This window comes from Pelodictyon clathratiforme (assembly GCF_982375515.1).
On record NZ_OZ455102.1, the window covers coordinates 800,660 to 826,135 of the forward strand.

Genomic DNA, 25,476 nt, shown 5'->3' on the forward strand with positions numbered 1-25,476 from the left:
TCAAGTAACCTCTGGTTTCGGCAGCCTGATGGCCTGGTCGGTGCTGAACTGGTAGTCAAGAAAAATATCTTCCGCCGTCGGAAGCTGCCATTTTCCGTTTGCAAGCATATTTGTTGTCTCTTTGAGGCGGTAGGTGGTATGGCCACAGGTCCAGCAGTCATAATTGGCCATGCCGGTACAGAGGCAGGTCTTCTCCTTCACGGCAAGTGGTTGCCCTGCTTCTCTTTCTGCAATGGCCGCGTAATAGGCGTCGATATAGGAACATTTCCCTCCATTTTCAAGCAGGTAGCCAAGCCCCTCGCAATTCGGTCTTATGGCATAACGAAGGGTTGGTGAAGAGGTGAGCATCCGCATGGGATAACCGGTGGTAGAGGCCATGTTCACGACGATATCTTCCTCTTTTGCATTGAGATAGTTTTGTTTGACCTCAGCGGGAAGACCAGCCTCTTTGCTGATGGTAAAGCGGGTTGCAACCTGTACGCCACCAGCTCCAAGTTGAAGATAGTCTGCGGCATCAGTGCCGGTAAATATACCTCCTGCAGGGATCACCGGAATGTTCAGCCCCTCCTTTTTCAGAAAAGCAAGTACTTCAGTAAAGATCGTTTTGAGATCGAAGGTATGCCAGTCGTTTGCTCCAAAGCCAAGGTGACCACCGGCAAGTGGCCCTTCCACAATGATGTACTCGGGGAGACGGTTCAGGCGCACTGCCCGTTTCAGAAAGATGGCAAGAGCCCTGACGGAGGAGATGATAATGCCAATTTTGACATCACGGAACCTTGGATGATCCTGAATAAGGTCAAGTGTCCGGAGGTTGAGACCTGCCGCGAGGGTCAAGCCGTCAATACCGGCATCCATCGCTGCGGTCAGCCGTACCTTCAGTGTTTCGATACCGCTGTTCATGGTCAGCTTTTCCATGCAGTTCAGAAAAATGTCACCACTTCCTGTTTTTTGGGAGATCGTGTACTCAATATATTTTTTTTGGGCTGCGGCGACCTCTTCAAGGTCAAACAGAACCGCTGACTTATCAGGATTGTTACTGAACTGGGCGTACTTTTTTCTTTTCCGACTTACAAAAGTGGTGTTGAATATCCTGTCACAAACGTAGCTGACGATAGCATCAGAAATGTGGCCTATTCCGCCGAGTTTGGCAGCAGCAAGGGCAAGCTCTGTTGTTGAAATGTTAACACCCATGCCCCCAATAATGATGGGTACATACTCTTTTCCGCCTATTTGTAATCTGAAATTGTCTACGTTCATTGTCGTTTTTATCAGTATAAGGGCATTTACAGATCATCATTACTACTGGGGAGAGGGGAGACTGGCAGTATGCCAACAACCGTCCTGCGCCAAAAATTACTTAAGATATCATATTTCAATTTATAAATCTACAGACAATTCTCCGAAAATCCCCACCATTTCAACTATTCATGGCATTCTTAAGTAAACTTTCGGGCACTGAAGTGGATGAAGTTTGAGAAAAGGTGCAGAGAATATTAAATTGCTGGCCAACTAACAGGGAAAGAGGATTTTCCTGAATAAAAAATCCTGAAAAAAGGGAGTAGCTATGATCAAACTGGTCTTGTTGCGGCATGGAGAAAGTCAGTGGAATCGGGAAAATCGTTTTACCGGGTGGTATGATATTGACCTGACTGATCAGGGGAGAGAAGAGGCTGCAAATGCTGGTAAACTCCTTCGGGAGGGGGGCTTTGTGTTTGATGTAGCCTATACATCAGTACTGAAACGTGCTATCCGGACTCTTTGGAGTGTGCTGGATGCAATGGATCTGATGTGGATTCCTGTTTTCAAGAGCTGGAGGCTGAACGAGCGCCATTATGGTGCGCTGCAGGGGCTTAATAAATCGGAAACGTCGCAGAAATATGGCGAGGAACAGGTTCTTGTTTGGCGGAGAAGTTACGATACCCCGCCTCCTGCGCTGGAGAAGAGTGATGAGCGCTACCCTGGATCCGAACCTCGCTACGCCGATCTGGCTGAAGAGGAGATTCCTTTGAGTGAATGTCTCAAAGATACGGTGGATCGCTTTTTGCCGATATGGCATGAAACGATAGCCCCAGAAATCCGCAAAGGCCGCAAGGTGATTATTGCAGCTCATGGTAACTCATTGCGTGCCCTGGTCAAATATCTTGACAATATTTCCGAGGAAGATATTGTTGGTGTAAATATTCCCACCGGAATTCCGTTAGTCTATGAACTTGATGATGATCTTAACGCATTGAGAAGTTATTATCTCGGCGATCAGGAAGCCTTGAAAAAGGCGGTTGATGCTGTGGCCAGCCAGGGGAAAGCAAGCCAATAGTGCCTGGTGACAGGATTGGGGGTATATTGTTAAAAAACATTTATATTCTGCGCTAAGATCTTTCGGTTGCCTTTTTTTTGAAACTGTTTGAAAAGTTGTGCCTGAAAATATGAACGTTACGTTAAATACTGGGCTCTATGATCCTCAGTTCGAGCATGATGCTTGCGGTGTAGGGTTTATTGCCCATATCAAGGGAGTCAAATCCCATGAAATTGTCGAGCAGGGTTTGCAGATCAATGAGAACCTCAAGCATCGCGGTGCATGTGGATGTGAAAAAAATACCGGTGACGGAGCAGGAATTCTTCTTCAGGTTCCCGACAAGTTTCTGCGCAGGGTTTGTGCTGATATAAATATAGATCTTCCCCCCAAGAAGCAGTATGGCGTAGGAATGCTTTTTTTGCCGCCGGATATCTCTCAAAGACGCGCTATTGAAGACATCTGCCGTCAGATGATTCAGGCCGAGGGGCAGAAGTTTCTCGGCTTCAGGAAGGTGACAACCTGTAACGATACTCTTGGCGAAACTGCACGCTCACAGGAACCTATTGTCAAGCAGCTTTTTGTTGGCTGGGGCAAGGATACGCTCTCTGAACTGGAATTTGAAAGAAAGCTCTATATCATCCGGCGCCGTATAACCAAAAGAGTCAAGTATACCGCAGGCCTTCTTGGCAGCAGTTATTTTTACATATCGAGCCTTTCCGGTCGCACGATTGTTTATAAAGGAATGCTCCTTCCCGAACAGGTAGGGGAGTTCTATCCTGAACTGCATGATGCGGATATGGAGAGCGCCATTGCCATGGTTCACTCCCGTTTCAGCACCAATACCTTTCCGAGCTGGGACAGGGCCCATCCCTATCGCTTTCTCAGTCATAACGGTGAGATCAATACGCTGAAGGGCAACGTCAACTGGATGAAGGCGAGGGAGAAAAATATCCAGTCGAAGGTGTTCGGCAATGCGATTGAGAGTATCAAACCGATTATTCTGGAGGATGGCAGTGATTCCGCCATTCTTGATAATACCTTTGAGTTCCTTGTGCTTTCTGGCCGTTCACTTGCTCATGCAGCCATGATGATTATTCCGGAGCCCTGGACAGGTAATGGCGGGCTCTCGGCTGAGAAAAAAGCCTTTTATGAGTATCACAGTTGTCTCATGGAGCCCTGGGACGGTCCTGCATCAGTAACCTTTACCGATGGCGTACAGATTGGAGCCGTTCTTGACCGCAATGGACTTCGTCCGTCACGCTATTATATCACCAAGGATGATCTTGTCATTATGGCATCCGAGGTTGGTGTGCTTGATATTGCTCCGGAGCGGATCCTGAAAAAAGATCGCCTGCAACCGGGACGCATGTTTCTGGTCGATACCGCCCAGGGACGCATCATTTCCGATGAAGAGATCAAAGAGAGCATTGCCAGTGAACAACCCTATCGTGAATGGATTGAGCGGAACATGGTCGATCTGGATGCGTTAACCGATCATCCGCAGTTGAAAAATCCTGATGAGGATAAATATAGCCTTACTGCCTGTCAGAAGGTGTATGGCTATACCCAGGAGGATCTTATGCTGCAGATAAAGATAATGAGTGAAAAAGGTGTGGAGCTGGTTGGCTCGATGGGCAACGATACACCGCTTGCTGCGCTGTCTAACAAGCCGAAACTGCTTTACGACTATTTCAAGCAGCTTTTTGCCCAGGTGACCAATCCCCCGATTGATTCGCTCAGAGAGGAACTGATCACTTCCACAACAGTCATGCTTGGAACGGAAGGAGGGCTGCTTGAACCCTCAGAGGTTAACTGCAGACGCATTCGCCTGCCCCATCCAATTTTGACCAATCAGGCCCTCGAAAAGATTCGTGGTATAGACAAACCCGGCTTCAGGGCGGTCACCTTGCCGATTTTTTATGCGGTAAAAGAGGGTGGAAAGGGTATTGAAGCCGCCATGTACGACCTTTACCGTCAGTCTGAACAGGCGGCAAGCAAGGGTGTCAATATCATTATCATCTCCGACAAGGGAGAGCTTAATAATGATCGTGCACCGATTCCAGCGCTTCTTGCTGTATCCGGTCTGCATAACTTCCTTATCAATGCTGGTATAAGAACACAGGTTGGCCTTGTTCTTGAATCGGCTGAGCCAAGGACGGTACACCACTTTGCCATGCTCATCAGTTATGGAGCTGGTGCCGTCAATCCCTATATGGCGATTGAGACCGTTCGTTCGCTGGCTGCGTCGGGCCATATCAAGCTGGATGAGAAGGTTGCCATAAAGAACTATATAAAGGCTGCCGTCAAGGGTGTGGTGAAGACCATGGCCAAGATGGGAATTTCAACAATCCAGAGCTACCGTGGAGCCCAGATTTTTGAGGCAGTTGGCCTCAATACCCAGCTTGTTGATGCCTACTTCACCCGCACGCCAACCCGTATAGAAGGTATCGGTCTTGATATTGTTGCTGAAGAGGTTCGTCGGCGTCATGAAGCGGTTTTTCCGCCCACAGGCAACAAAGTTGACCGCGGGCTTGAAGCTGGCGGTGAACGCAAATGGCGGCATAGTGGCGAATACCATCTGTTCAGCCCTGAGGCGATCCATTTTCTGCAATACTCCTGCAGAACAGCAGATTATGAGCTGTTTAAAAAATACGAGAACCTTATCGATGACCAGAGTCAGCATCTCTGTACCATACGAGGCCTGATGGATATCAGGTTCAGCGATCAGGCCGTGCCGATTGATGAGGTTGAGCCGGTTGAGGCCATTCTGAAAAGATTCAAAACAGGAGCCATGTCTTATGGTTCCATAAGCCAGGAGGCTCATGAAACCCTTGCCATTGCCATGAACAGGCTTGGGGGAAGGAGCAATACCGGTGAAGGGGGAGAAGACCCGGCGCGTTTTAAAAAAGATGCCAATGGCGATTCGAGAATGTCGGCCATCAAGCAGGTCGCTTCCGGAAGGTTTGGCGTTACCAGCGAATATCTTGCCAGTGCCAATGAGATCCAGATCAAGATGGCTCAGGGTGCCAAGCCTGGTGAAGGCGGACAGCTTCCAGGCTCCAAAGTCTATCCCTGGGTAGCCAAGGTGCGTCATTCAACACCGGGCGTCGGTCTGATTTCTCCTCCGCCCCACCATGATATCTATTCTATTGAGGATCTGGCGCAGCTTATTCATGATTTGAAAAATGCCAATCCGGTTGCCCGTATCAACGTCAAGCTGGTCTCCACCGTTGGTGTCGGCACTATCGCCGCCGGTGTGGCCAAGGCCCATGCGGATGTTGTGCTCATCAGTGGCCATGATGGCGGAACCGGTGCATCGCCAGTTTCAAGCATTATGCATGCAGGTATGCCGTGGGAGCTTGGTCTTGCTGAGGCCCACCAGACCCTTGTGCTCAATAATCTGCGTAGCAGAATTGTTGTTGAAGCGGACGGTCAGTTGAAAACCGCACGTGATATTATTATTGCAGCAATGCTGGGCGCTGAAGAGTTCGGTTTTGCCACTACCACGCTTGTGGTGATGGGATGCATCATGATGCGTTGTTGCCAGGATGATTCCTGCCCGGTTGGTGTAGCTACCCAGAATCCGGAACTGCGCAAACATTTCAAGGGTAAACCGGAGCATGTTGAAAACTTCATGCGCTACCTTGCTGAAGGTGTGCGCGAATATATGGCACGTCTTGGTGTGCGTACCCTGAACGAACTCGTCGGACGCACTGAGTTACTGAGTATGAAGAAATCTGTCGATCACTGGAAGGCACAGGGTATTGATCTTTCCAAGATTCTCTATCAGGCCGAAGTGGGTGAGGATGGAGTGCGCTACTGCACCATCAAACAGGAGCATGGTCTCAATGATAGTCTTGATCGCACGACCCTGCTCTCTATCTGTGAGCCAGCCATAAAAAGAAAAGAGCGGGTTGTCTCCACGCTTCCGATTCGAAATACGAACAGGGTTGTCGGCACCATTGTCGGGTATGAAGTGACGAAAGCATATGGCTCTGCCGGATTGCCGGACGATACGATTCACCTGAAATTTGTTGGTTCAGCCGGTCAGAGCTTTGGTGCCTTTATTCCCAATGGCATCACTCTTGAGCTTGAAGGCGATGCTAACGATTATGTGGGCAAGGGACTCTCCGGTGGCCGGATTATTGTCTATCAGTCACAAGGTTCCTCTTTCCTGCCGGAAGAGAATATTATCATCGGCAACGTCGGATTCTATGGAGCAACCTCAGGCGAGGCCTTTATCAGGGGAATGGCCGGAGAGCGCTTCTGTGTTCGCAACAGTGGTTTGAATGCTGTGGTTGAGGCGATTGGAGATCATGGCTGTGAATACATGACCGGTGGAACTGTGGTCATTCTTGGCAAAACAGGCAGGAACTTTGCGGCAGGTATGTCGGGCGGTATTGCCTATGTCTACGATGTTGATGGTACATTTGCCGGCAACTGTAACCGTGAGATGGTCGATCTCTCTGCCATTGATGATCCAATGGAGCTTGCATCACTTCAGTCGATGATTGAAAGGCATGTCGACTATACCGGCAGCCATCTTGGTCAGACCATTCTTGATGACCGGGATGCTCTTCGCAAGCGTTTCGTCAAAGTGATGCCACAAGATTACCGCCGTGCTCTTGAAGCCATGAAAGTAGTTGAGGCTGCAGGGCTCAGTGGCGATGAAGCGGTTATGGCTGCATTTCATAAAAATATTCATGATCCGGCACGAGTTTCAGGGAATTAATACCCGAGAAGGGTGGTGCAACCCGGTTGGAAAAAGATTAAATCATTGATATGGGTAAAGTTAAAGGTTTCATGGAGTATCAGAGAGCATTGCCCTTGGACAGAGCGCCTCTGGAGAGAATACACGACTGGCAAGAGTTTCACAAAGAGATGGAGGCCGGGGAACTGCAGGAGCAGGGCGCCCGTTGTATGGATTGCGGTACACCATACTGTCATACCGGATTTATGCTGAGCGGTATGACGAGCGGTTGTCCCATTCACAATCTTGTTCCTGAGTGGAATGACTATGTTTATAAAGGGTTCTGGCACGAGGCCTACGATCGGTTGATGAAAACCAACAACTTTCCTGAATTTACAGGCAGGGTCTGTCCGGCTCCGTGTGAAGGTTCCTGCGTGCTTGGTCTCATTGAACTGCCGGTTACCATCAAGAATATTGAATGCTCTATTATTGAGCATGCCTTTACTGAAGGGTGGGTAGTCCCAAAACAGATTGCCAACAGAACCGGAAAAAGGGTGCTCATTGTCGGTTCAGGTCCATCGGGACTTGCCTGTGCTGATCAGCTCAACAAGGCTGGACACAGCGTTACCGTCTTCGAGCGAGATGATCGTTTTGGCGGTCTCATGATGTATGGTATTCCGAACATGAAGCTCGACAAACGGCTTGTTGTAGAGCGTCGTATTGAGCTGATGAAGAGTGAGGGAATTACCTTCGTGGAGCGCACAGAGGTTGGTGTTGACTATCCGGCAGACAAGCTCCTTGAAGAGTTTGATGCTGTTGTGCTCTGTACGGGTGCTACAAAGCCCCGCAACCTTGCTGCAGAGGGACGTGAATTTTCAGGTATCCATTATGCCATGGATTTCCTGCGTTCAAGTACCAAAGCCTTGCTTGACGACACTACACCAGCTCTTTCAGCCGCAGGCAAAAATGTTGTTGTTATTGGTGGAGGCGATACCGGTACCGATTGCGTTGCCACATCATTGCGTCAGGGGTGTATAAGTGTTTTGCAGCTTGAAATCATGCCGAAACCGCCTCTTGATCGTCAGCCAGAAAATCCCTGGCCCGAATGGCCTAAAACCTTCAAGGTTGATTATGGGCAGGAAGAGGCAGCGTTTCTGCAGGGAGAAGATCCGCGACAATACTCCATCATGACCAAGAAGTTTCTTGCTGATGAAACAGGTGCTGTGCAGGCAGTTGAGGTATCCAGAGTGGAATGGGTTACAGAGGATGGCCGTTTTGTGCCACAGCCCGTTGCAGGTACGGAACAGATCATACCGGCAGAGTTTGTTTTGCTGGCGATGGGCTTTGTTGGGCCAGAGGAGCATCTTCTGCAGCAACTGCAGGTTGTTCAGGATGAACGTTCAAATATCAAGGCGACAGAGAAAAACTATCGTACCAACCGCGACGGAATTTTTGCTGCTGGCGATGCCCGCAGGGGACAGAGTCTTGTGGTTTGGGCCATTCATGAGGGCCGCTCTGCTGCACGTGAGTGTGACCGGTTTCTGATGGGCTACACAAATCTGCCGTAAAATTTATTTAATGAGGGAGGATTATGGAACAGCAAAAACTCAGGGAGCTTCTCGATACGCTTCATCAGGAGCTTGAACAGGTAGACTCCATTGATGATACAACGGAAGCTGTGCTGTCGAACCTCCGATCGGATATGCAGCGACTTCTCAACGAAAAAGCTGGTGCCATCCATGAGGATGCATCACTTATGGAACGTATGAACGGGGCACTTGACCATTTTGAGGAAGGACACCCTAAACTGAGTCTGACCTTGCAGCTTCTGCTGGAAAGTCTTGCCAAAATGGGATTTTAGATTGTTTAAGCTTATTAATTTGACAGAAAGCGTAATTGTTTCATGACGAGAGAAAGAGAACCGGGAAAAAGTAGAACAAAAAGCGGTAGCGGTACCACCGATCAGGTCTTCTGCTCGTTTTGTGGCAGAAGTGCCCAGGAGGTCAATAGTATGATTGCTGGCCCGAAAGCATTTATATGTGATCGTTGTATCAAGACATCGTTTGATATCCTGCGCAAAGAGGTAAACGCAGTTCCGCCCGTTGCAAAGGTGCCGGAGCAGCCCTTTCAGCCTCGTCTTGTCAGCCCGAAAGCAATCATGGATTCGCTTGGTCAGTACGTGGTTGGTCAGGATGCAGCCAAAAAGTCGCTTGCCGTAGCGGTCTACAACCACTACAAGAGGATTGACTCACAGGAGCAGCAGCAGGCAGACGATGAAGTTGTTATTGAAAAGAGCAATATTCTGCTCATCGGCCCTACCGGAACAGGAAAGACCCTTCTTGCCCAGACCCTTGCCAACCTGCTTGAAGTGCCCTTCTCCATCGTTGACGCCACCTCACTGACCGAAGCAGGTTATGTTGGCGACGACGTTGAAACCATTCTTGCCCGTCTGCTCCATGCAGCGGATTTTAATCTCGAACGCACCGAACGAGGCATCATCTATGTTGACGAGATCGATAAAATTGCCCGCAAATCGGCCAACGTCTCTATCACCCGTGACGTATCAGGCGAAGGAGTGCAGCAGGCATTGCTGAAAATACTTGAAGGCGCTGTTGTCGGTGTGCCCCCAAAAGGAGGACGCAAGCATCCTGAACAGCAACTGATCAACATCAACACCAAGAACATTCTCTTCATCTGTGGTGGAGCGTTTGAAGGACTCGACAAGCTCATCGCCAAAAGGGTCTCAAAATCATCCATGGGCTTTGGCGCAAAGGTCAAAACCACGCAGATCGGCTACGATCCGGAAATCCTCAAGCTGGTCATGCAGGACGACCTGCACGAGTATGGGCTTATCCCCGAATTCATCGGCCGTCTTCCCGTGATTTCAACCCTTGAGATGCTCGATGAGAAGGCTTTGCGCAACATTCTGGTTGAGCCGAAAAATGCCATCACCAAGCAGTACAAGAAACTCTTTGAAATGGATGGCGTTGAACTTGAGTTTACCGAAGAGGCGCTCGACAAGGTCGTCAAAATCGCCATCGAGCGGGGAACAGGGGCGCGTGCCCTGCGTTCAGTACTCGAAAACGTCATGATCGACATCATGTTTGAGATTCCCTCGATGAAAAACACCCATAAATGTGTCATCACAGCCGACACCATCGAGAACAAAGCAGCCCCGGAATATTTCTCCGGTGACCGCAAAAAGAAAAAAATTGCATAACAGGGCATCTTAGACTTTGTTATTCATGAATGAAAGGCTATATTAACAGCCTTTCAGAGAGGACGATTAGCTCAGTTGGTTAGAGCGCTACATTGACACTGTAGAGGTCAGAAGTTCGAATCTTCTATCGTCCACATCCCACATAAAAGCCTGCAAATTAATAACTTGCAGGCTTTCTTCCTCCCGCTCTTACGCCACTGAAATACTCCGATTTTATCTGATTTAACGCCGTTTACCAATGGTTTTGTTACGCCATTGTTATGCGAGTTTTTTTACTTCTCCTGAAAAAACCTGATAACTTATTGCATAATTGAGTATTGCGCTTGTATGCGTAATGCCTGCGCTACCCCTACACTCTTTTGTTCAGGTTTCTGGCATTTTTCGGTGCCAAATGGCCCGAACGTTTTTGGCTTCTTTAGCCCGAGGGTGGCTAATCTTATAAAAGGTGGCGATAGCTGCTACATTCTCCAAATGCTAAATCACTGAACGTTCAGCGTTTTGAGCGGATCGAAACCGTTGCCGTATTCGTGAGGATATCCTTTGGGGTTGCAGATCACTCTGGTCTCGCCGATTGAATACTCCATGGCGGTATGGCAGTGACCACAGATCCAGTAGGCTATTTTATGGGAGAGCACTTCTTTTTCAAGGTCTGACACATATGCCGCGTTCAGGGGGTCGTTTCGGTAACCAGGGGCGATTCCTTGCATTGAGGGGTGATGATGGGTGACCACAATCACGGTGTATCCGAGTCCCGTATAGTGATCGACATCTTCAAAAAGCCTTTTTTTCTGCTTGTGATGAAGAGCGAGAAGGTACTCCGGCCGTAACCGGTGATAATCGGCTCCGACTTTTATCAGCAGATAGTCATTGAGGCCCTGACTGACATCAAACATGGCGATTGGATTGCCGCCAAAAAAGTCTGTCCAGAGAGTGGTCCCGATGATGGCGATTTTCTCTTCCGCCAGAATGAGCGTACCGGTATGTACGTTGTGAAATCCATGCTCGGCGAAGGCGTTCGGCCAGGAGTGCTTCTCGATGTTGCCGTGATACCATTCGTGATTGCCCTCAATGACGAAAACATCTCTGAACTGCTTTGAGCATTGCGAAAGAAAACCGAACCATGTCTGTTTTCTGCTCAACAGCCCGATATCTCCAGCAAGGATGAGCACGGATTCATTGTCTTCGGCAAGTTCCGGAACCTGCCAGTCCTCGCTGCTCTCTTCTCGACAGAACTCGTTATGAATGTCGGAAATGACTCTGAAAAGCATCAGTGCTTAAAGTTGAGGTTCATGATACTGTGAGGGGAGACCTTGGCTCCACTTGTAACGATACGGTTTTGCAATAACAATAAAATGTTGTTCAGCCAGTTCAGGCAATTTGCAGTGAACAGCTCAAACGTCGCTGAAAGCTTGAGAAAGGAGTGGTAAAAATTTCCCTCAGCCTTTTTTGATACTTCTCTGGTCTATTGTTGGTTAGGATAAATATACCTATACTTATGCATAATGTATGGTATTTCTATCCTTATGAAAAATGTCACAACAAAGTAGAGTTGCAGATAAGGCCAAAGCTCTTATTCTTGCCCAGGGAGGCCTCATCCGTACCCGGGAAGCGATCAGTCTTGGTATTCATCCCCGGACGCTTTACACTCTTCGTGACAGTGGTGAGCTTGAAGAGCTTTCTCGAGGGATTTACCAACTCAAAGGGTGGAAGCAGCTCGAATATCCTGATCTTGTCACCGTTGCACTGAGGGTTCCGAATGGTATACTTTGCCTGGTTTCGGCACTCTCCTTTCACGAAATGACCACCCAGGTTCCACACAGCGTATCTCTTGCGCTTGAAAAAGGTGCCGAACAACCAAGAATCGAGTATCCTCCGGTTACGGTTTTCCGGTTTTCACCCTCTTGTTTCAAGGTCGGTATTGAAACGCATCAGCTCGATGGTGTCCCGGTGAAGATCTACAGTCCGGAAAAGACGCTTGTAGACTGCTTCAAATTTCGTAACAGGATCGGGATGGATATCGTGCTCGAAGCGCTCAAACTGTATCGGCAGAGAGTGCAAAAGAATCTGCATGCGCTCATGCAGTATGCAGAGGTGTGCCGTGTTGCTTCAGTCATGAAACCATATTTGGAGGCAACGCTGTGAGTACAAAAGCGATCAAAAATATCGGAGCCTCGGTCAGGCAAAGGCTGTTGAACAAGGCGCGACAGGAAAACAGGCCTTTTCAGGAGCTGTTGCAATACTATGCCATGGAGCGCTTTCTCTATCGTCTGTCGATTTCCTCATTCGCAGATCGTTTCATTCTCAAGGGGGCATTGTTGCTCAGGGTCTGGCATGCTCCCTTGGCAAGACCGACAATGGATATCGATATGCTCGGCAGAACAGGAAACGCCCCTGAGAGTATCACGACCATTATCCGTCAGGTTTTAGCCGTTGAAAAACAAGGAGACGGGATCGTTTTCGATCCGGAATCAATCACCGTTGAGCCGATAACGGAAGATGCGGACTATGAAGGATTGCGCATACGATTTCGCGGTGATCTCGATGCCGCCCGACTGACTATCCAGCTTGATATTGGATTTGGAGACAAGGTCTACCCTGATCCAGTACAGGAATCGTTACCATCATTGCTGAATTTCCCTCAGGCTGAGATGTACTGTTACAGCAGAGAAAGCATGATTGCCGAAAAGTTTGAGGTTATGGCCAAGCTTGGGATTCTCAACAGCAGGATGAAAGACTTCTATGATATCTGGATGCTCTCACGCCAGTATGATTTCGAAGGTGCCAGTCTCGCAGAAGCCATCAGGCAGACGTTTGCGCAACGGGGAACAACGCTCGTCCAGATGAAAAAAATCTTTTTCGGAGAGTTCATTGAGGAGAAGCAGGTGCAATGGAATGCCTTCAGAAAACGTATTGGTCTTGAATACCTGCCAGCTTCGTTTGCTGATGTGGTGCAGCAGGTGCAGGTATTTCTATCTCCAGCTGTGGAAGCGCTCAGGGCAAAGCGATTTTTTCAGGACAATTGGATTGCTCCGAATTCATGGCGGAGTAATCATGAAAAACCAGAGGTGAGAGCTTAATCGTTACTTTTATTTATTGATCGATAGTGATAAAATTTTTGTTACGCGTATGTTACGCGAGAATTTTTAAAGTCTTATAACTCTTTTTATATAAGAGATATATGGCCTCAGTACAATATTTACACTGTAGAGGTCAGAAGTTCGAATCTTCTATCGTCCACACCCATAAAAGCCTGTAAGCAAATAACTTACAGGCTTTTTCTTTTTGCTCTAAATGCAGTAAAGATACATCGAATCTGTCGAAATTAACCCCGTTTATGCCGGTTTTGCGACGTATATGCGACGCGAGAATTAGCAGTTGTTTTGAAATACGCTGCTAATGCATTGTTAAAAAAAATCTTATGCGGCAATGATTACGAGAAGCGCTACCTTGACAGGAAATATGTTAAGGTTTGCTGTTTTTGTTACACCATTGTTAGACGGAATTCTTTTTTCAAGCTGAAGGAAAGAAAGCCAGGTGAGATAGGTACTGAAGTTTTTTTTGCAGAAACCGTAAATTTATCGAGTCTGTCAGATGAGTCTGGACAGAATGTATTTTGCGGTATTCAGCTGTTTTTGTGTTTCAAACAGTGCAATCCTCTTTTTTTAGCTCTCCAATACACACAATCCGGTGTATAGGAAGCGCATATTTCCTGATATCTGCCGGAAACCATTGAGATGATAAGAGGATGGCTGGAGTGCTGTTTCAGGGTTTGTTCTGCATCTTCGATTGACGCAAGCATAGCTTGTTCTGAACAAATCATCGCTTCAGCGAGTTCATCGAGAAAAACCGATTCTGTCGATACTGACCCGGGATGGAGAACTCGGCAGACACGCTCACCCAGAGCGATTGTTGAAGCTTTTCGGATATAGTCGGAGGCTTCAGGAAAAGAGAGAATCCTGGGTTCAAACGCCTGAATTTTTTCCTGTATCCGGAGAGCCTGCTCGTTATTGGAGAGTGATCCCTCTGTGCTGTCAAAAACATGCAATGCCTTTCTGATGTTTTCAAGTACACGCCCTGTACTATAATCGTCTGTTGTGCCCATTTTATTGACTGATGAAATTTAAAGTCATGGTAACAATCATGAGCATCTCTTTCGGGTTATGTTCTGTATTCATCAGAGTCATGGCAACCAGCGCGGTGTCTGCTATTTTTTTTGCTTAGGCATTGCCCTGTCATTTTATAATTTAAAAGTACTCATTCCCAGGAACATTGGTAAGTCGATAGACAGGAGGATGAAAATAGTCTGTGCAATCTGTCCAATGAACCAATTGTGTATAGTAGTGAATTATGTTGCTTTATTCGATTGATTCATGAAAGGTCGTGAAAGGTATTTGGTTACCTTTTATCGTTTCCGTTCCTGAGGGATTAGAAAATCAAAAGGTATGGATGAGGAGAGCCGGTATAACCATGTTTCCGGGCAATTGCCTGATGCATTAAGGCAACTACAGGAAGAAAATGTCAGGTTGAAAGCTCTGCTTGATGCAAATGGCATACCGTGGGAAGAGTCAGTTCCATCAGAAGAAAATTCATCTGAAATCCCATTGACATCGACAGTGCAGCGGTCAACTATGGAAAAAGTTGCACTGTTCGGCCAACTATTCCGTGGCCGCAGGGATGTGTATCCAATTCGTTGGGAATCTGCCAAAGGAATGTCGGGTTATTCTCCTGCGTGCAGCAACGAGTGGCGGAAAGGTATCTGCAATAAACCCCGGATCAAATGTGGTGATTGCAAGCAGCGCTCGCTGTTACCGGTTACAGAAAATGTTCTTTACCGCCATCTTACCGGCAAGCATACCATCGGCGTATATCCAATGCTGCCGGATGAAACCTGTTATTTTATTGCGACTGACTTTGATGATGAGGGATGGCATGAGGATGCATCAGCCTTCATGCAATCGTGCAGGGAGTTTAATATTCCTGCTACTTTGGAGATTTCGCGTTCAGGTAACGGTGCGCATGTATGGATTTTTTTTGCTGAACCTGTTCCGGCGTCAAATGCACGGCAGCTTGGTGCTGCACTTATAAGCCAGACATGTGACCGTACCCGTCAACTTGCCATAAAAAGCTACGATCGGTTTTTTCCTAATCAGGACACCCTCCCAAAAGGTGGTTTCGGCAACCTGATTGCGCTCCCGTTGCAGCAAAAGCCACGATCGAAGGGGTTCAGTGTATTTGTTGATGAAAACTTTGTCATCTATCCTGACCAGTGGGAATATCTCTCATCCATTCAAAGACTATCACGTCTCGAACTGGATTCAGCCATACAGCGATCAGTTGGCGTTCGCCATCCGCTTGATATCGCTTTTATTACAGAAGAGGAGGAACAAAAGCCATGGCAACGCTCATTGCAGAGTTTCAGTCGGATCCCCGGCCCCATGCCTGAATCACTGACTCTTGTGTTCGCTAATCAGATCTTCATTGCCAAAGCCGATCTGCCCCAGCCATTGGCCAACCGTCTCATTCGCCTGGCTGCTTTTCAAAATCCCGAGTTTTACAAGGCTCAGGCAATGCGTCTGCCCGTATGGGACAAATCCCGAATCGTCTGTTGTGCCGAAAACTTTCCGCTTCATATCAGTTTGCCGAGGGGATGCTTTGACGCAGTCACCGAACTGCTGCGACAGCACAATATCCGTATGGACATTCAGGATGAGCGCATATCAGGCACCGAAATATCAGTAACGTTTACCGGTCAGTTAAGAAAAGACCAGCAAACGGCAATCACTGCGATGCTCAAGCACCAAACAGGGATCCTCTCCGCACCCACAGCATTCGGCAAGACCGTCATGGCTGCCGCAATAATTGCCCGGCGCAAAGTGAGCACCCTCATTCTTGTTCATCGAGCTGAACTTCTTCAGCAATGGAGGGAGCGGTTATCCACCTTTCTCGACCTGTCCGGTGCCTCTCCTGGTTTTATTGGAAGCGGCAAAAAGAAACTATCAGGCTTGATTGATATCGCTGTCATGCAATCTCTTTCACGGCGTGATGATCTTGTCGTGTTGCTCGACAGCTATGGCCATATCATTGTTGACGAGTGTCATCATCTTTCAGCCTTTACTTTTGAGGCAATTCTCAAGCAGTCTAAAGCGGCATATGTTCTGGGACTTACAGCAACACCTATTCGTCGAGACGGTCATCAGCCCATAATCTTTATGCAATGCGGCCCGGTAAGGCATCGCGCGCTTCAAGCAGAAAATGCTCCAGTTCGCTTAGAGGTTCGGCCGCTAAACCTATTCTCGCCAGTAATTCCCCAAGGATCTGGTATTCAGGATGTTTTCCGTATCCTCACCCATGACTCCTCCCGCAACCAATGCATTGCAAAGGATATTCTGGCTGCATATCACGAAGGTCGAAAGATCCTTGTGTTGACGGAACGCACAGAACAACTGGAACTGATACGCGAAGTACTTGCTGATCAAATTCCGCATAGCTTTTTGCTGCATGGCCGGTTGACAAAAAAGCAGCGCGCAACTACGCTTGCAGGTCTTGCAGAACTTGATGATTCGGTTCCACGGGTAATTCTGGCAACCGGGCGCCTGATTGGTGAAGGTTTTGATCATCCCCCTCTTGATACCATGGTGCTTGCCATGCCTGTTTCATGGCATGGAACATTACAGCAGTACGCAGGTCGTCTGCACCGTGAACATGTCAATAAGGGTGATGTTCGTATCTACGATTATGTCGAACATGACAATCCGCAGCTTGCACGAATGTGGGAAAAACGCCAGCGTGGTTATCGAGCAATGGGGTATCGTATCAGTATGCGGGAGTGATATTCTGATTGAAGTAATATTGCATCTCCCTTTCCGGGCTTGAATTTTAATTGATGGGTAATTGATTCAAAGAGGCATTGATGACTAATCCAGCCATGACTGGCCCAGTTGTCCCACAACGGCATATTACGTGAGTACAGTTAAACTTTCGTAAAGGTTGGATTAACAGACGAACAAAACATAGTGGCGATGGTAGTGACCATGATCCGGCATGGGTTGAACTGGAACTGTAGAGCGGGCGACTGAACGAATTCCTTTTGTGGATAGTTAACTATTTTGTTAACATTTACTCATGCGAGAGATTGTTTTCTTTAAGACCCGTGCCGGGAAAAGTCCAGTGGAAGACTATCTGGACACGCTTTCTGAAAAGGAAGTCCAGAAGGTACTGTGGGTGCTCAGACTTGTCAAGGAGTTGCCCACGGTGTCGACCGAGTATTTCAAGAAACTCCAAAACACGGATGGTATATGGGAGATCAGAGCAAAACAGGCAAGTAATGCCTTTAGGCTTTTAGGATTTCTTGATCAAGGAAGCTTGGTTGTTCTGACCAATGGTTTCTCAAAGAAAACTCAGAAAACCCCGGCATCAGAAATTGTACTCGCTGAAAAGCGGAAAACAGAATATCTATCGAGGAAAAACCATGGATGATCTTGAACGATACATTAAGAAGCGGAAAGATGAGTCCCCGGATTTCGCAAAAACTTTTGAACAGGGTTACGAACAATTCCGGATCGGGGAGTTACTGCGCCAGGCAAGAAAACGTGCAGGCCTGACCCAGGAAGATCTGGCTGAAAAACTGCACACCAAAAAATCGGCAGTCTCCCGCATCGAGAACCATTCGGAAGACATCCGGCTCTCGACGCTGAGCCATTATGCCGAAGCTCTGGGTAAAAAGCTTACCATAGTGATTCAATAATTCTATTCGAGCATGGAGATTTTCCTCTATAGTCTGTGAGAAAAAGGGAGGTTTTCTGAAGCTATGGTGTAATTGTTGTTACGATTTGGGCACTGATTTTGATAAAAAATCTGCGACGCGGATGCGATATGAAAAATTAATTATCCCTATAACTCTTTTTATATCAATGGTATATGGCTTCAGTATGATATTTGCACTGTAGATGTCAGAAGTTCGAATCCACTATCGTCCACTCCCATAAAACCCTGTAAAAAAATAACTTAGATGGTTTTTCTTGTTGTCTCAAATACAGCCAAAACACACTGAATCTGTCGAAATTAACGCTGTTTATACTGGTTTTGCGACGTATATGCGACGCGTGAATTAACAGTTGTTTTGAAATATGCGGCTAATGCGTTGTTAGAAAAAATCTTATGCGGCCATGTTTACGAGAAGCGCTACCTTAACGGGAAATTTATTCAGGTTTGCTGTTTTTGTTACACCATTGTTAGACGTGACAAGAGATTTTGTGTCCCATCGCCTTCCTGCGTTCAGAACTGATAAATTCAGGGGGGCTTGTTTTTTATTGTACCCGGAAAACTCTGTTTTGCATAGATAATCGACTAATATTCGATTATCTATGCAAAATAATGACCTCATGCAACTCGAAAAGAAGCTCAGCTCACTGGGTGGTGTGCCTCTGACGCACGGAGCACTTGTCTCCATGCTCAAAGAGTACCGCTCTCCGAACGATAAAATTGTCCGCTTGATAGATGAAGGGTGGCTTGTACCCATCAAGAAAGGGCTTTATGCCGTTTCACCTGAACGGACAACGATTCCCATTTCCACACCGCTTGTGGCAAATCTCCTCTATGGGCCATCCTGTGTTTCAATGGATTACGCGCTGTACCATTACGGGATTATTCCCGAGCGAGTGGTTGAGGTGACTTCAATGACCACCAGGCGGGGTAAGGTGTATGATCTTCCGATAGGCCGATTTTCCTATACGCATTCTCCGCTTGATTTTTATCCAGTCGGAATTGATCGTGTCGAGAATACCGATAAAACAGGTTTTTTGATGGCCTCTCCAGAGAAGGCGTTGTGTGACAAGCTTGTGTTTACCCGAAATCTGAATATCGTGTCACCACGTGCATTACAGGATCTGCTGATGGATGACCTGCGCCTTGATGAAGAGAATATCACCCGTTTTGACCTGAAGGTGATAGAGGCCTGTATCATGCCGGGAATGAAAGAAAGAATGCTGCGGGCATTGCTGGAGCTTGTCAACTCGATGAAAAGGGATCTGAAATGAGTGTACTTGGCCAGATGCTTGAAAAATATGATACGACCACTGTCGAAGGGAGAGTCAACGGACTGAGGGAGGTGATGCAGGAGGTTGCACTTGCCGGTTTGTATCGTGGCGGATTTTTTTTAACCGGGCAGCTTTTTACGCGGGCACCTGTCTCAGGATATTTTACGGTTTGCCAAGGTTTTCAGAGGATCTTGATTTTTCAAATCCTGTTTTTGACTCATCATCTCGCGTAGCTCCTGATCCCAAAGAGTTAAATGTTCTGAATGCAAGCCCCTTTCCCGTAAAAACGTCCCTTTTTCTGCTTCCGATATGCTGGCTGCTTCTTTTATCAGAAGATACTTTTCTTGCGCATTAATGAAACGAGGGCATGTTTCTTCGATGAGTAACTGACTGCCTGCAGGCTGCTTGACCCAGTTCCGAATCGTTTGATCATTAAGACCCATTTCCTCACTCACCTTGGTAATACTTTCGTTATCAGGGGGTAAAACCCGTCTTAAAATGCTTACCTTTATTGATCTTGAATAGCCCATCTTGTCTCCTTGGTTGAGACACCGTCTATAAATTAACACATAGGGGTGCTATAAGCTCAAGAAAAACAACTAACGATGAAAAACGATCATGAAGAGTTTCTTCGTGAATCGAAAAAGAATAAAGGAGTGAATAATGCCAAGCAAGGGTATTGATGTATTCGCCTACAACAGTAGTAATCGTTTTCAGGTGCGTGTTGAGTGTCGTGGTTATGACAATGTCTGTTTTCCATTTATGAACAGCATCCAACAACGTCATTTCGAAATGGACACGAGGAATATCCACTGGTATGAGGCCACTGGAGCCTTTCGGATGTATGCCATGGTTGATGGTAAGGACGTGCTGGAACGCGGGGCGGAGATCAACCCGAACACGGGCGGATTAGCGGTAAACAATCTGATCAGTTGGGTGGATAATCAGCGTTCGCAGATCGGGGCCGACTACGCTGTTTCGTGGGGATTTACTGACGTTGCAACGATGGCGGGGCTGAGCCATCAGGCATACGTTTTTGTTACCGGGAACCAGAGTGATTGGATGAAACGGATGAATGCTCCTGCGGAAACTACGCTGAATGAATTTGTATTGCCTGGATCGCACGACTCGGGGATGTACGTCAAGCTGACAGGCCCGCTTGGAGTGAATGCGTTTTACAATACACAGAAAGACGATGTGAGCACACAGTTGCAGCTCGGAGCGAGGTACTTCGACTTCAGGCCAGGGCATATGTGGAACTTGACCGCCCAGAACGTCCTCGTGAGGGAAGAAAGGCTCTGCCACCTGCACTCGAATAATGGTATTATTGCTGAGACACAGGCCGGAGAAGGCTTTGAGAATTTTTTACAGGCTATTGTCACGTTTCTCACGCAGCACAGTGGTGAAATCGTCGTCGTGAAATACACGAATGACGGTTTTGGGAACAACACAGGGCTTATGCCGGATGCGGGGGAAGTGGAAAAACAGATAAGAACGGTGATGGCCAAATCGAAGCTGGTGCGGGGCACGGTGAGCGATCTGGCGGCCAATTATGCATATCTGGTCTCAACCGGCAAGCGGCTGATCATCTATGACGGGGACGACAGCAGCATTAAGGAGCGCGTGTCGTACTGGAAAGGCAATTATGCGACTGAAAACCCGAACGAGATCATTGCGGCTCTGGACAAGACATTAAACACGCAGATCGGTACAGACAAGTATGCTGCCACGATACTGCAAGTGGCAGGCTCGTTCCAGGGGACATCGCTTGGGATACAGATGGCTCTGAGTTGCGGTACTCATGATGGCGGGCCGCTTCTGTATACCAAGGCGCGATTCGACAATGCAGTGCAAGGCTGGCTGCGAAGCATGAACAACTCACTGCGCTTTGACACTCCTCTGGTGGTGTTGCTGGACGATTATGTGGATAACGCGCTGACGGAGCTCTGTATTCACCTGACGCAGGAAAGAATTACGCAAACCAAAACATACTCGATCGGTGATACCGGTCCTGCTGGCGGTATAATCGTATATGCCGCTCCTGGGGGTATTCCTGATTCATCGGGCGTGCGATACCTGGAGGCCGCACCTCTGGACCAGAGCGCTGGAGTCCACTGGCTCAGCACCAACAAACCGATCATCCCTGAAATTCAGGGGCTCGAACCGGAAGGCATCGGGAAAGGGAAAATCAATACCGTTCACCTGTTGAGAACGCACTCATCAGATGCTTTCGCCGCAAAACTCTGTCACGACCTCGTCATCAATGGGTACGACGATTGGTACCTCCCAAGCAAGGAGGAATTGAATCTGATCTACCTTCATGCGAAGCAGACTGGGAAAAGCACATTCGCGCACAACAAGTATTGGGCTTCGTCGATCAATCCCGGTGGCCCTTGGGTCGACCAGCAAGACTTTGATAGTGGTGCGATAAGTTGTACGAAAAAGACAGCCATATACGAGTTTGCGGTTCGAGGGATACGGTCGTTCTGAGTTACTAACGGATTTTGCGTTCCTTCGCATTCCGGATTTTCAGGACTGATAGATTTCGCGTGGCTTGTTCCGATCAAGAGGGGCATTATGTCGTCTCAGTATGATATTTACGGGAAATATGTTCACGTTTACTGTTTTTGTTACACTATTGTTACATAGAATTTTCAAGCTGAAGGAAAGAAAGTCATGTCAGAATGGAACTGAAACTTTTTTTCAGTGAGCCATAAATTTATCGAGTCTGTCAGATGAGTCTGGACAGAATGTATTTTGCGATATTCAGCTCTTTTTTCGTCTCAAACAGTGCAATCCTCTTTTTTCAGCTCTCCAGTACACGCAATCCGGTGGATAGGAAGCGCATATTTCCTGATATCTGCCGGAAACCATTGAGATGATAAGAGGATGGCTGGAATGCTTTTTCAGGGTTTGTTCTGCATCTTCGATTGATGCAAGTCTGGCTTGTCCTGAACAGAGAAGTGGCAGGTAAGGTTTCGGTGCCATGTATAAAAATAGGATTATATATCACCCAATATGCGATTCCTTTTTTTGCGTATGGTACCTTTTTCACCAAGCTGTTTCACGAGCATCTCTATCCGTATCTGAAAAGAAAAACGGTCAACAGTTACAAGGGTCATCATGTCATCGTCAGCTATGGTGCTTTCGGAAAAGCTTTGGCAAAAGCATTATCAGATGTCAGTAAGAAGGATAATGTCGAGCCACAGATCGTCGCGGTCGATAAACTCCATACCGCCGAGCATGACAATGAATTCACTCTGACGATTCTCTATTACGATGCATTGCGGGCTGATCTCTTCAAAGTGGCAAACCTGAAATCTGCCATCAGGCTCTATCTGATGCTTCCTGATGAGCGGGAAAATCTTGCCCTGCTGGAACAAATCTAAAACAAAGCCGACCCAGGTACCGAACTTAGAGTCAATCTCCGCACTCAGTCACTTACTATGCAGAATCTGCTCATGGACTGGGTCGGAATCAATGCATTCAAACAAGAAGGACTGGATATTCGTGCATCGAATCCATATGCTGTATCAGCACGTGGCATTGTAAATCAATATTCTCCGGACTTGTACGCGCCAACCATGAAAGGCTCTGTTGCACAAGTTGTGATGGTCGTCGGTAACTCCGATATGGCCAAAGCGCTGGTGCTGCGCTTTGCCCGCATCGGCACCTATTCTCCGAATGGAAAGCTCCGGCTGGTCTGGGTTGGCGTAGGAGTTACAGAGGCTTTCAACGAGCTGAAAACCCTGTACCCTGCTCTTGATACCGATTATCGCAATCTCAACTTTTTGAGCTTTGAATTGGGAGTATCCAGAGAATTTTTCGACAGCGTATTGCCTCCGCTTCAATTGGTCATAGCAGATCAACCGCCTGAACAAGCAATCTGCAACGAAGTGATTGCCGGTGCGGACGACGCATCATGGCCATCGGCGATCTACGTCTGTCACGATTCGGACATCAGGAATCTTTCAGAAGCACGAGATATTCAGGCCGCGTTGTGCTCGAAACCGGAAGCTGTCCGGAGAGAAACCTATGGGAAGAAAGGAAGATTGATACTTGCCATACAAAACCAGTCAGAGCTCGGAATTGGTGATAATCAAGCTTTGCTGGCATTTCCCTATCTCATAGAGGAACAATCCATCGATAAACTGTTTGCGGAAACCATAGTCAAAGACCGCTCAGATGACATTGCCAAAGAGTATCATGCGGTCTATTCCAGCTTGAAAGACGAATCGATAATCAAAGAAGCATGGATTACAACGCCCGTGTACCGGAAAGAATCAAACCGTGATCTTGCCGATCATTTGGCCATAAAGGCGAGGTATGCAGGCATTAACGCTGAAGCTGTCAATAAGCTTGTGTTTGAAGGGGTTGGTTCGATTTCTGATGGAGATGAAAAAAAAATGGAGGAGGCATTCGATGATCTGGTTATCATGGAGATGAACCGCTACCGTGCGTTTATGTTTATGAACAATTTTCGGTATGGAACCCATGCTTTGGAGTACCTAATGCGCGTTGTGACAACACTGCCTTTGGACCAACTGAAGAAAGAACTCGATCAGTGCCTGCGGGTTAACAAAACGCTACTTGAAGAGTTTTTACCGGAGAAAGAGCGCGAAAAAGACGATAACATCGTCAAAACTTCAATAGAAGTGATGAAGAAAAGAAGCAACTATCAAGAGACCGTTAGTACATGAATAAGCTCATAACGGAATGTTGCAAATTTTATGCAACGAGGAAAATGATGCTTCTTTGTAAAAGTTAGTCACAAAAGAGGTTAGACGGAATGATTCGTCGATGAATCATTCCTGCTTCGGTTGTGATTGTTGAACTGCCGGAAACTCTACTTTTCGATCGACTGATGAAGGGGATAGATGCAGTGCAGCAGATGACTATCAGCAGAGGTTGATGGCAGATGATGCAAAAAGGACAAAATCAAAATCGATCATGTTAGGGGAGCACTTCAAACGGTGTTCATCAAAAAAAAGCAAGAATAGTGATTGGCTGTGCGTATTTATTTTGTAAATTTACAGGGTAAGCATCGTCCCTGAAAAATGTGAGTGTAGTCAGTTGCACGCCCAATATATGGATTCGGGTGGGCTGATACTCACAATTTGAGGGTCTCATGTTGGAGTGAATATTAACTAATTTCATTGGGAGGTAAAGCCATGAAAAACACGTTCGTCTCCGTCAAATTACAAAAAGTCGTAGCCATGATCGACTATCTGGTTGCGGCTGTTGTTGGCTTATTTGGTGGAAATCTGTCCATCAGGTCACAAAAAGGCGTAACCATGATTGAGTATGCCTTGATTGCTGGTTTGATTTCTGTTGCTACAATTGCAGCCGTTACGCTTATCGGAACTAGTTTGAACGAGGTTTTTGAAAAGATTTCAGATGCCCTTGACGGTATCTGATAGCACTTTTACAGCATAAGCAGTGAAACCACAACAATTCGTTCTCGCCATCGCACTTATTCTGGGTGCGATGGCAGCTTTTTTGGCTGCCCGCTGGATGAGTGTCGCCCAAACATCAATGTCGAGGGTCGTCGTTGTTGAGCAGCCCATCGAAGCGGGTAAAGCTATCAAAGCTCATCAAATCAGGAGCATCGATTGGCCCGGTTCGGCTGTTCCTCGCGATGCGTCCACTCGCATCGCCAGTGTGGTAGGACGAATTGCCCTCGTCTCCATGATGCCGGGTGAGCCGGTTCTGCCTGGCAAATTGGCCCCAACAACCGCGACTGGCGGTTTATCCTCTATCATCCCAAAGGGCAAGCGTGCCATTACAGTTAAGGTAAATGAGGTGATTGCGGTTGCCGGTTTTGCCCTGCCAGGCAGCTATGTGGATGTTTTGGTTAGTAGCAAAGATGCCAACCAACAGCCTTTTTCGGTGACGGTACTGTTGCGCGTCAAAGTATTGGCCATAGCCCAGGAAACCACTGCAGACCGGGATAAACCAAAAGTGGTCAATGCCGTAACCCTCGAGCTTACTCCGCACGAAGCCGAAAAGCTCGACCTGGCTCGCAACATCGGGGCGCTGTCTCTTGTCTTGCGCAACGAATTCGACACCGGCAAAATAAACTCCGCAGGTGTACGTCTTTCCGATATTATTTATTCACAGTCTGCTCCTGCAAGCACCTGTTCGCCAACTGCACAAGCGGCACCAATGCGTCAAAGCAGTGGCCCCGAAGAAATCCGTGGCACCAGCCGTCAAAATATTGCCACACCATAGCCAATAT

The 25,476-nt window shown here is 47.4% G+C and carries 20 protein-coding genes, 1 tRNA gene and 1 pseudogene; 18 read left to right on the forward strand and 4 right to left on the reverse strand.

Features of this window, described 5'->3' with window-relative positions; genetic code table 11:
- Window positions 1–1,257 (reverse strand): nitronate monooxygenase, encoded by a 1,257-nt coding sequence (locus AC56AD_RS03845; protein WP_012507566.1) that lies wholly within the window; start codon window positions 1,255–1,257, stop codon window positions 1–3.
- Window positions 1,258–1,564: 307 nt separating this feature from the next.
- On the opposite strand from AC56AD_RS03845, the gene gpmA reads away from it, so the two are divergent.
- The 6 genes from gpmA to AC56AD_RS03875 all read left to right on the forward strand — a co-directional run bounded on the left by gpmA (window position 1,565) and on the right by AC56AD_RS03875 (window position 10,337).
- Complete coding sequence (gene gpmA / locus AC56AD_RS03850; RefSeq protein WP_012507567.1) at window positions 1,565–2,314, forward strand: 2,3-diphosphoglycerate-dependent phosphoglycerate mutase; 750 nt, start codon at window positions 1,565–1,567, stop codon at window positions 2,312–2,314.
- 109 nt (window positions 2,315–2,423) lie between these two features.
- On the forward strand, window positions 2,424–7,025 hold the full coding sequence (gltB, locus tag AC56AD_RS03855) for a glutamate synthase family protein (RefSeq protein WP_498984166.1): 4,602 nt from the start codon (window positions 2,424–2,426) through the stop codon (window positions 7,023–7,025).
- Window positions 7,026–7,075: 50 nt separating this feature from the next.
- Window positions 7,076–8,551, forward strand: coding sequence for a glutamate synthase subunit beta (locus AC56AD_RS03860; protein WP_012507569.1), 1,476 nt, complete (start codon window positions 7,076–7,078; stop codon window positions 8,549–8,551).
- Between the two features lie 23 nt (window positions 8,552–8,574).
- Window positions 8,575–8,844: a DUF4404 family protein gene (locus tag AC56AD_RS03865; protein WP_012507570.1), complete on the forward strand. Its 270-nt coding sequence runs from the start codon at window positions 8,575–8,577 to the stop codon at window positions 8,842–8,844.
- A gap of 42 nt (window positions 8,845–8,886) precedes the next feature.
- Window positions 8,887–10,203, forward strand: coding sequence for an ATP-dependent Clp protease ATP-binding subunit ClpX (gene clpX, locus AC56AD_RS03870; RefSeq protein ID WP_012507571.1), 1,317 nt, complete (start codon window positions 8,887–8,889; stop codon window positions 10,201–10,203).
- A gap of 60 nt (window positions 10,204–10,263) precedes the next feature.
- Window positions 10,264–10,337 (forward strand) — tRNA-Val (locus AC56AD_RS03875).
- 345 nt (window positions 10,338–10,682) lie between these two features.
- Here AC56AD_RS03875 and AC56AD_RS03880 read toward each other — a convergent pair.
- Window positions 10,683–11,471 (reverse strand): metallophosphoesterase, encoded by a 789-nt coding sequence (locus AC56AD_RS03880; RefSeq protein ID WP_012507572.1) that lies wholly within the window; start codon window positions 11,469–11,471, stop codon window positions 10,683–10,685.
- A gap of 262 nt (window positions 11,472–11,733) precedes the next feature.
- On the opposite strand from AC56AD_RS03880, the gene AC56AD_RS03885 reads away from it, so the two are divergent.
- Window positions 11,734–12,345 carry a type IV toxin-antitoxin system AbiEi family antitoxin domain-containing protein gene (locus AC56AD_RS03885; RefSeq protein WP_012507573.1) on the forward strand — a complete coding sequence of 204 codons (612 nt, stop codon included), beginning with the start codon at window positions 11,734–11,736 and terminating at the stop codon, window positions 12,343–12,345.
- Window positions 12,342–13,280 carry a nucleotidyl transferase AbiEii/AbiGii toxin family protein gene (locus AC56AD_RS03890; RefSeq protein WP_012507574.1) on the forward strand — a complete coding sequence of 313 codons (939 nt, stop codon included), beginning with the start codon at window positions 12,342–12,344 and terminating at the stop codon, window positions 13,278–13,280. The genes AC56AD_RS03885 and AC56AD_RS03890 overlap by 4 nt, the downstream gene beginning before the upstream one ends.
- Before the next feature lie 545 nt (window positions 13,281–13,825).
- Here the strand turns inward: AC56AD_RS03890 and AC56AD_RS03895 are convergent.
- Window positions 13,826–14,305: a hypothetical protein gene (locus tag AC56AD_RS03895; RefSeq protein ID WP_012507575.1), complete on the reverse strand. Its 480-nt coding sequence runs from the start codon at window positions 14,303–14,305 to the stop codon at window positions 13,826–13,828.
- 340 nt (window positions 14,306–14,645) lie between these two features.
- Between AC56AD_RS03895 and AC56AD_RS03900 the strand changes: the two genes are divergently transcribed.
- The 5 genes from AC56AD_RS03900 (at window position 14,646) to AC56AD_RS03920 (ending at window position 19,593) form a co-directional block, all read left to right on the forward strand.
- Complete coding sequence (locus AC56AD_RS03900; RefSeq protein ID WP_012507576.1) at window positions 14,646–17,033, forward strand: TOTE conflict system archaeo-eukaryotic primase domain-containing protein; 2,388 nt, start codon at window positions 14,646–14,648, stop codon at window positions 17,031–17,033.
- A 292-nt stretch (window positions 17,034–17,325) separates the two neighbouring features.
- On the forward strand, window positions 17,326–17,679 hold the full coding sequence (locus AC56AD_RS03905) for a type II toxin-antitoxin system RelE/ParE family toxin (protein WP_012507577.1): 354 nt from the start codon (window positions 17,326–17,328) through the stop codon (window positions 17,677–17,679).
- The gene (locus tag AC56AD_RS03910) at window positions 17,672–17,947 is read left to right on the forward strand and encodes a helix-turn-helix domain-containing protein (RefSeq protein WP_012507578.1); all 276 of its coding nucleotides are present in this window, start codon (window positions 17,672–17,674) and stop codon (window positions 17,945–17,947) included. Before AC56AD_RS03905 ends, AC56AD_RS03910 begins: the two co-directional genes overlap by 8 nt.
- A gap of 619 nt (window positions 17,948–18,566) precedes the next feature.
- A complete protein-coding gene (locus AC56AD_RS03915; protein WP_150085586.1) occupies window positions 18,567–19,238 on the forward strand; it encodes a type IV toxin-antitoxin system AbiEi family antitoxin domain-containing protein in 672 nt (223 codons plus the stop codon).
- 112 nt (window positions 19,239–19,350) lie between these two features.
- A complete protein-coding gene (locus AC56AD_RS03920) occupies window positions 19,351–19,593 on the forward strand; it encodes a nucleotidyl transferase AbiEii/AbiGii toxin family protein (protein WP_223294016.1) in 243 nt (80 codons plus the stop codon).
- A 94-nt stretch (window positions 19,594–19,687) separates the two neighbouring features.
- Here the strand turns inward: AC56AD_RS03920 and AC56AD_RS03925 are convergent.
- Window positions 19,688–19,768: pseudogene (locus AC56AD_RS03925) on the reverse strand (helix-turn-helix domain-containing protein); the annotation flags it as partial.
- A 133-nt stretch (window positions 19,769–19,901) separates the two neighbouring features.
- Between AC56AD_RS03925 and AC56AD_RS03930 the strand changes: the two are divergent.
- From AC56AD_RS03930 to cpaB, 5 genes are all read left to right on the forward strand, one after another.
- On the forward strand, window positions 19,902–21,728 hold the full coding sequence (locus AC56AD_RS03930) for a hypothetical protein (protein WP_012507580.1): 1,827 nt from the start codon (window positions 19,902–19,904) through the stop codon (window positions 21,726–21,728).
- A 443-nt stretch (window positions 21,729–22,171) separates the two neighbouring features.
- Window positions 22,172–22,627 (forward strand): NAD-binding protein, encoded by a 456-nt coding sequence (locus AC56AD_RS03935; protein ID WP_012507581.1) that lies wholly within the window; start codon window positions 22,172–22,174, stop codon window positions 22,625–22,627.
- 72 nt (window positions 22,628–22,699) lie between these two features.
- Complete coding sequence (locus tag AC56AD_RS03940; protein WP_150085588.1) at window positions 22,700–23,938, forward strand: hypothetical protein; 1,239 nt, start codon at window positions 22,700–22,702, stop codon at window positions 23,936–23,938.
- A 471-nt stretch (window positions 23,939–24,409) separates the two neighbouring features.
- Window positions 24,410–24,655: a Flp family type IVb pilin gene (locus tag AC56AD_RS03945; RefSeq protein WP_012507583.1), complete on the forward strand. Its 246-nt coding sequence runs from the start codon at window positions 24,410–24,412 to the stop codon at window positions 24,653–24,655.
- A gap of 70 nt (window positions 24,656–24,725) precedes the next feature.
- Complete coding sequence (cpaB, locus tag AC56AD_RS03950; RefSeq protein ID WP_049759888.1) at window positions 24,726–25,469, forward strand: Flp pilus assembly protein CpaB; 744 nt, start codon at window positions 24,726–24,728, stop codon at window positions 25,467–25,469.
- Window positions 25,470–25,476: the final 7 nt, after the last annotated feature.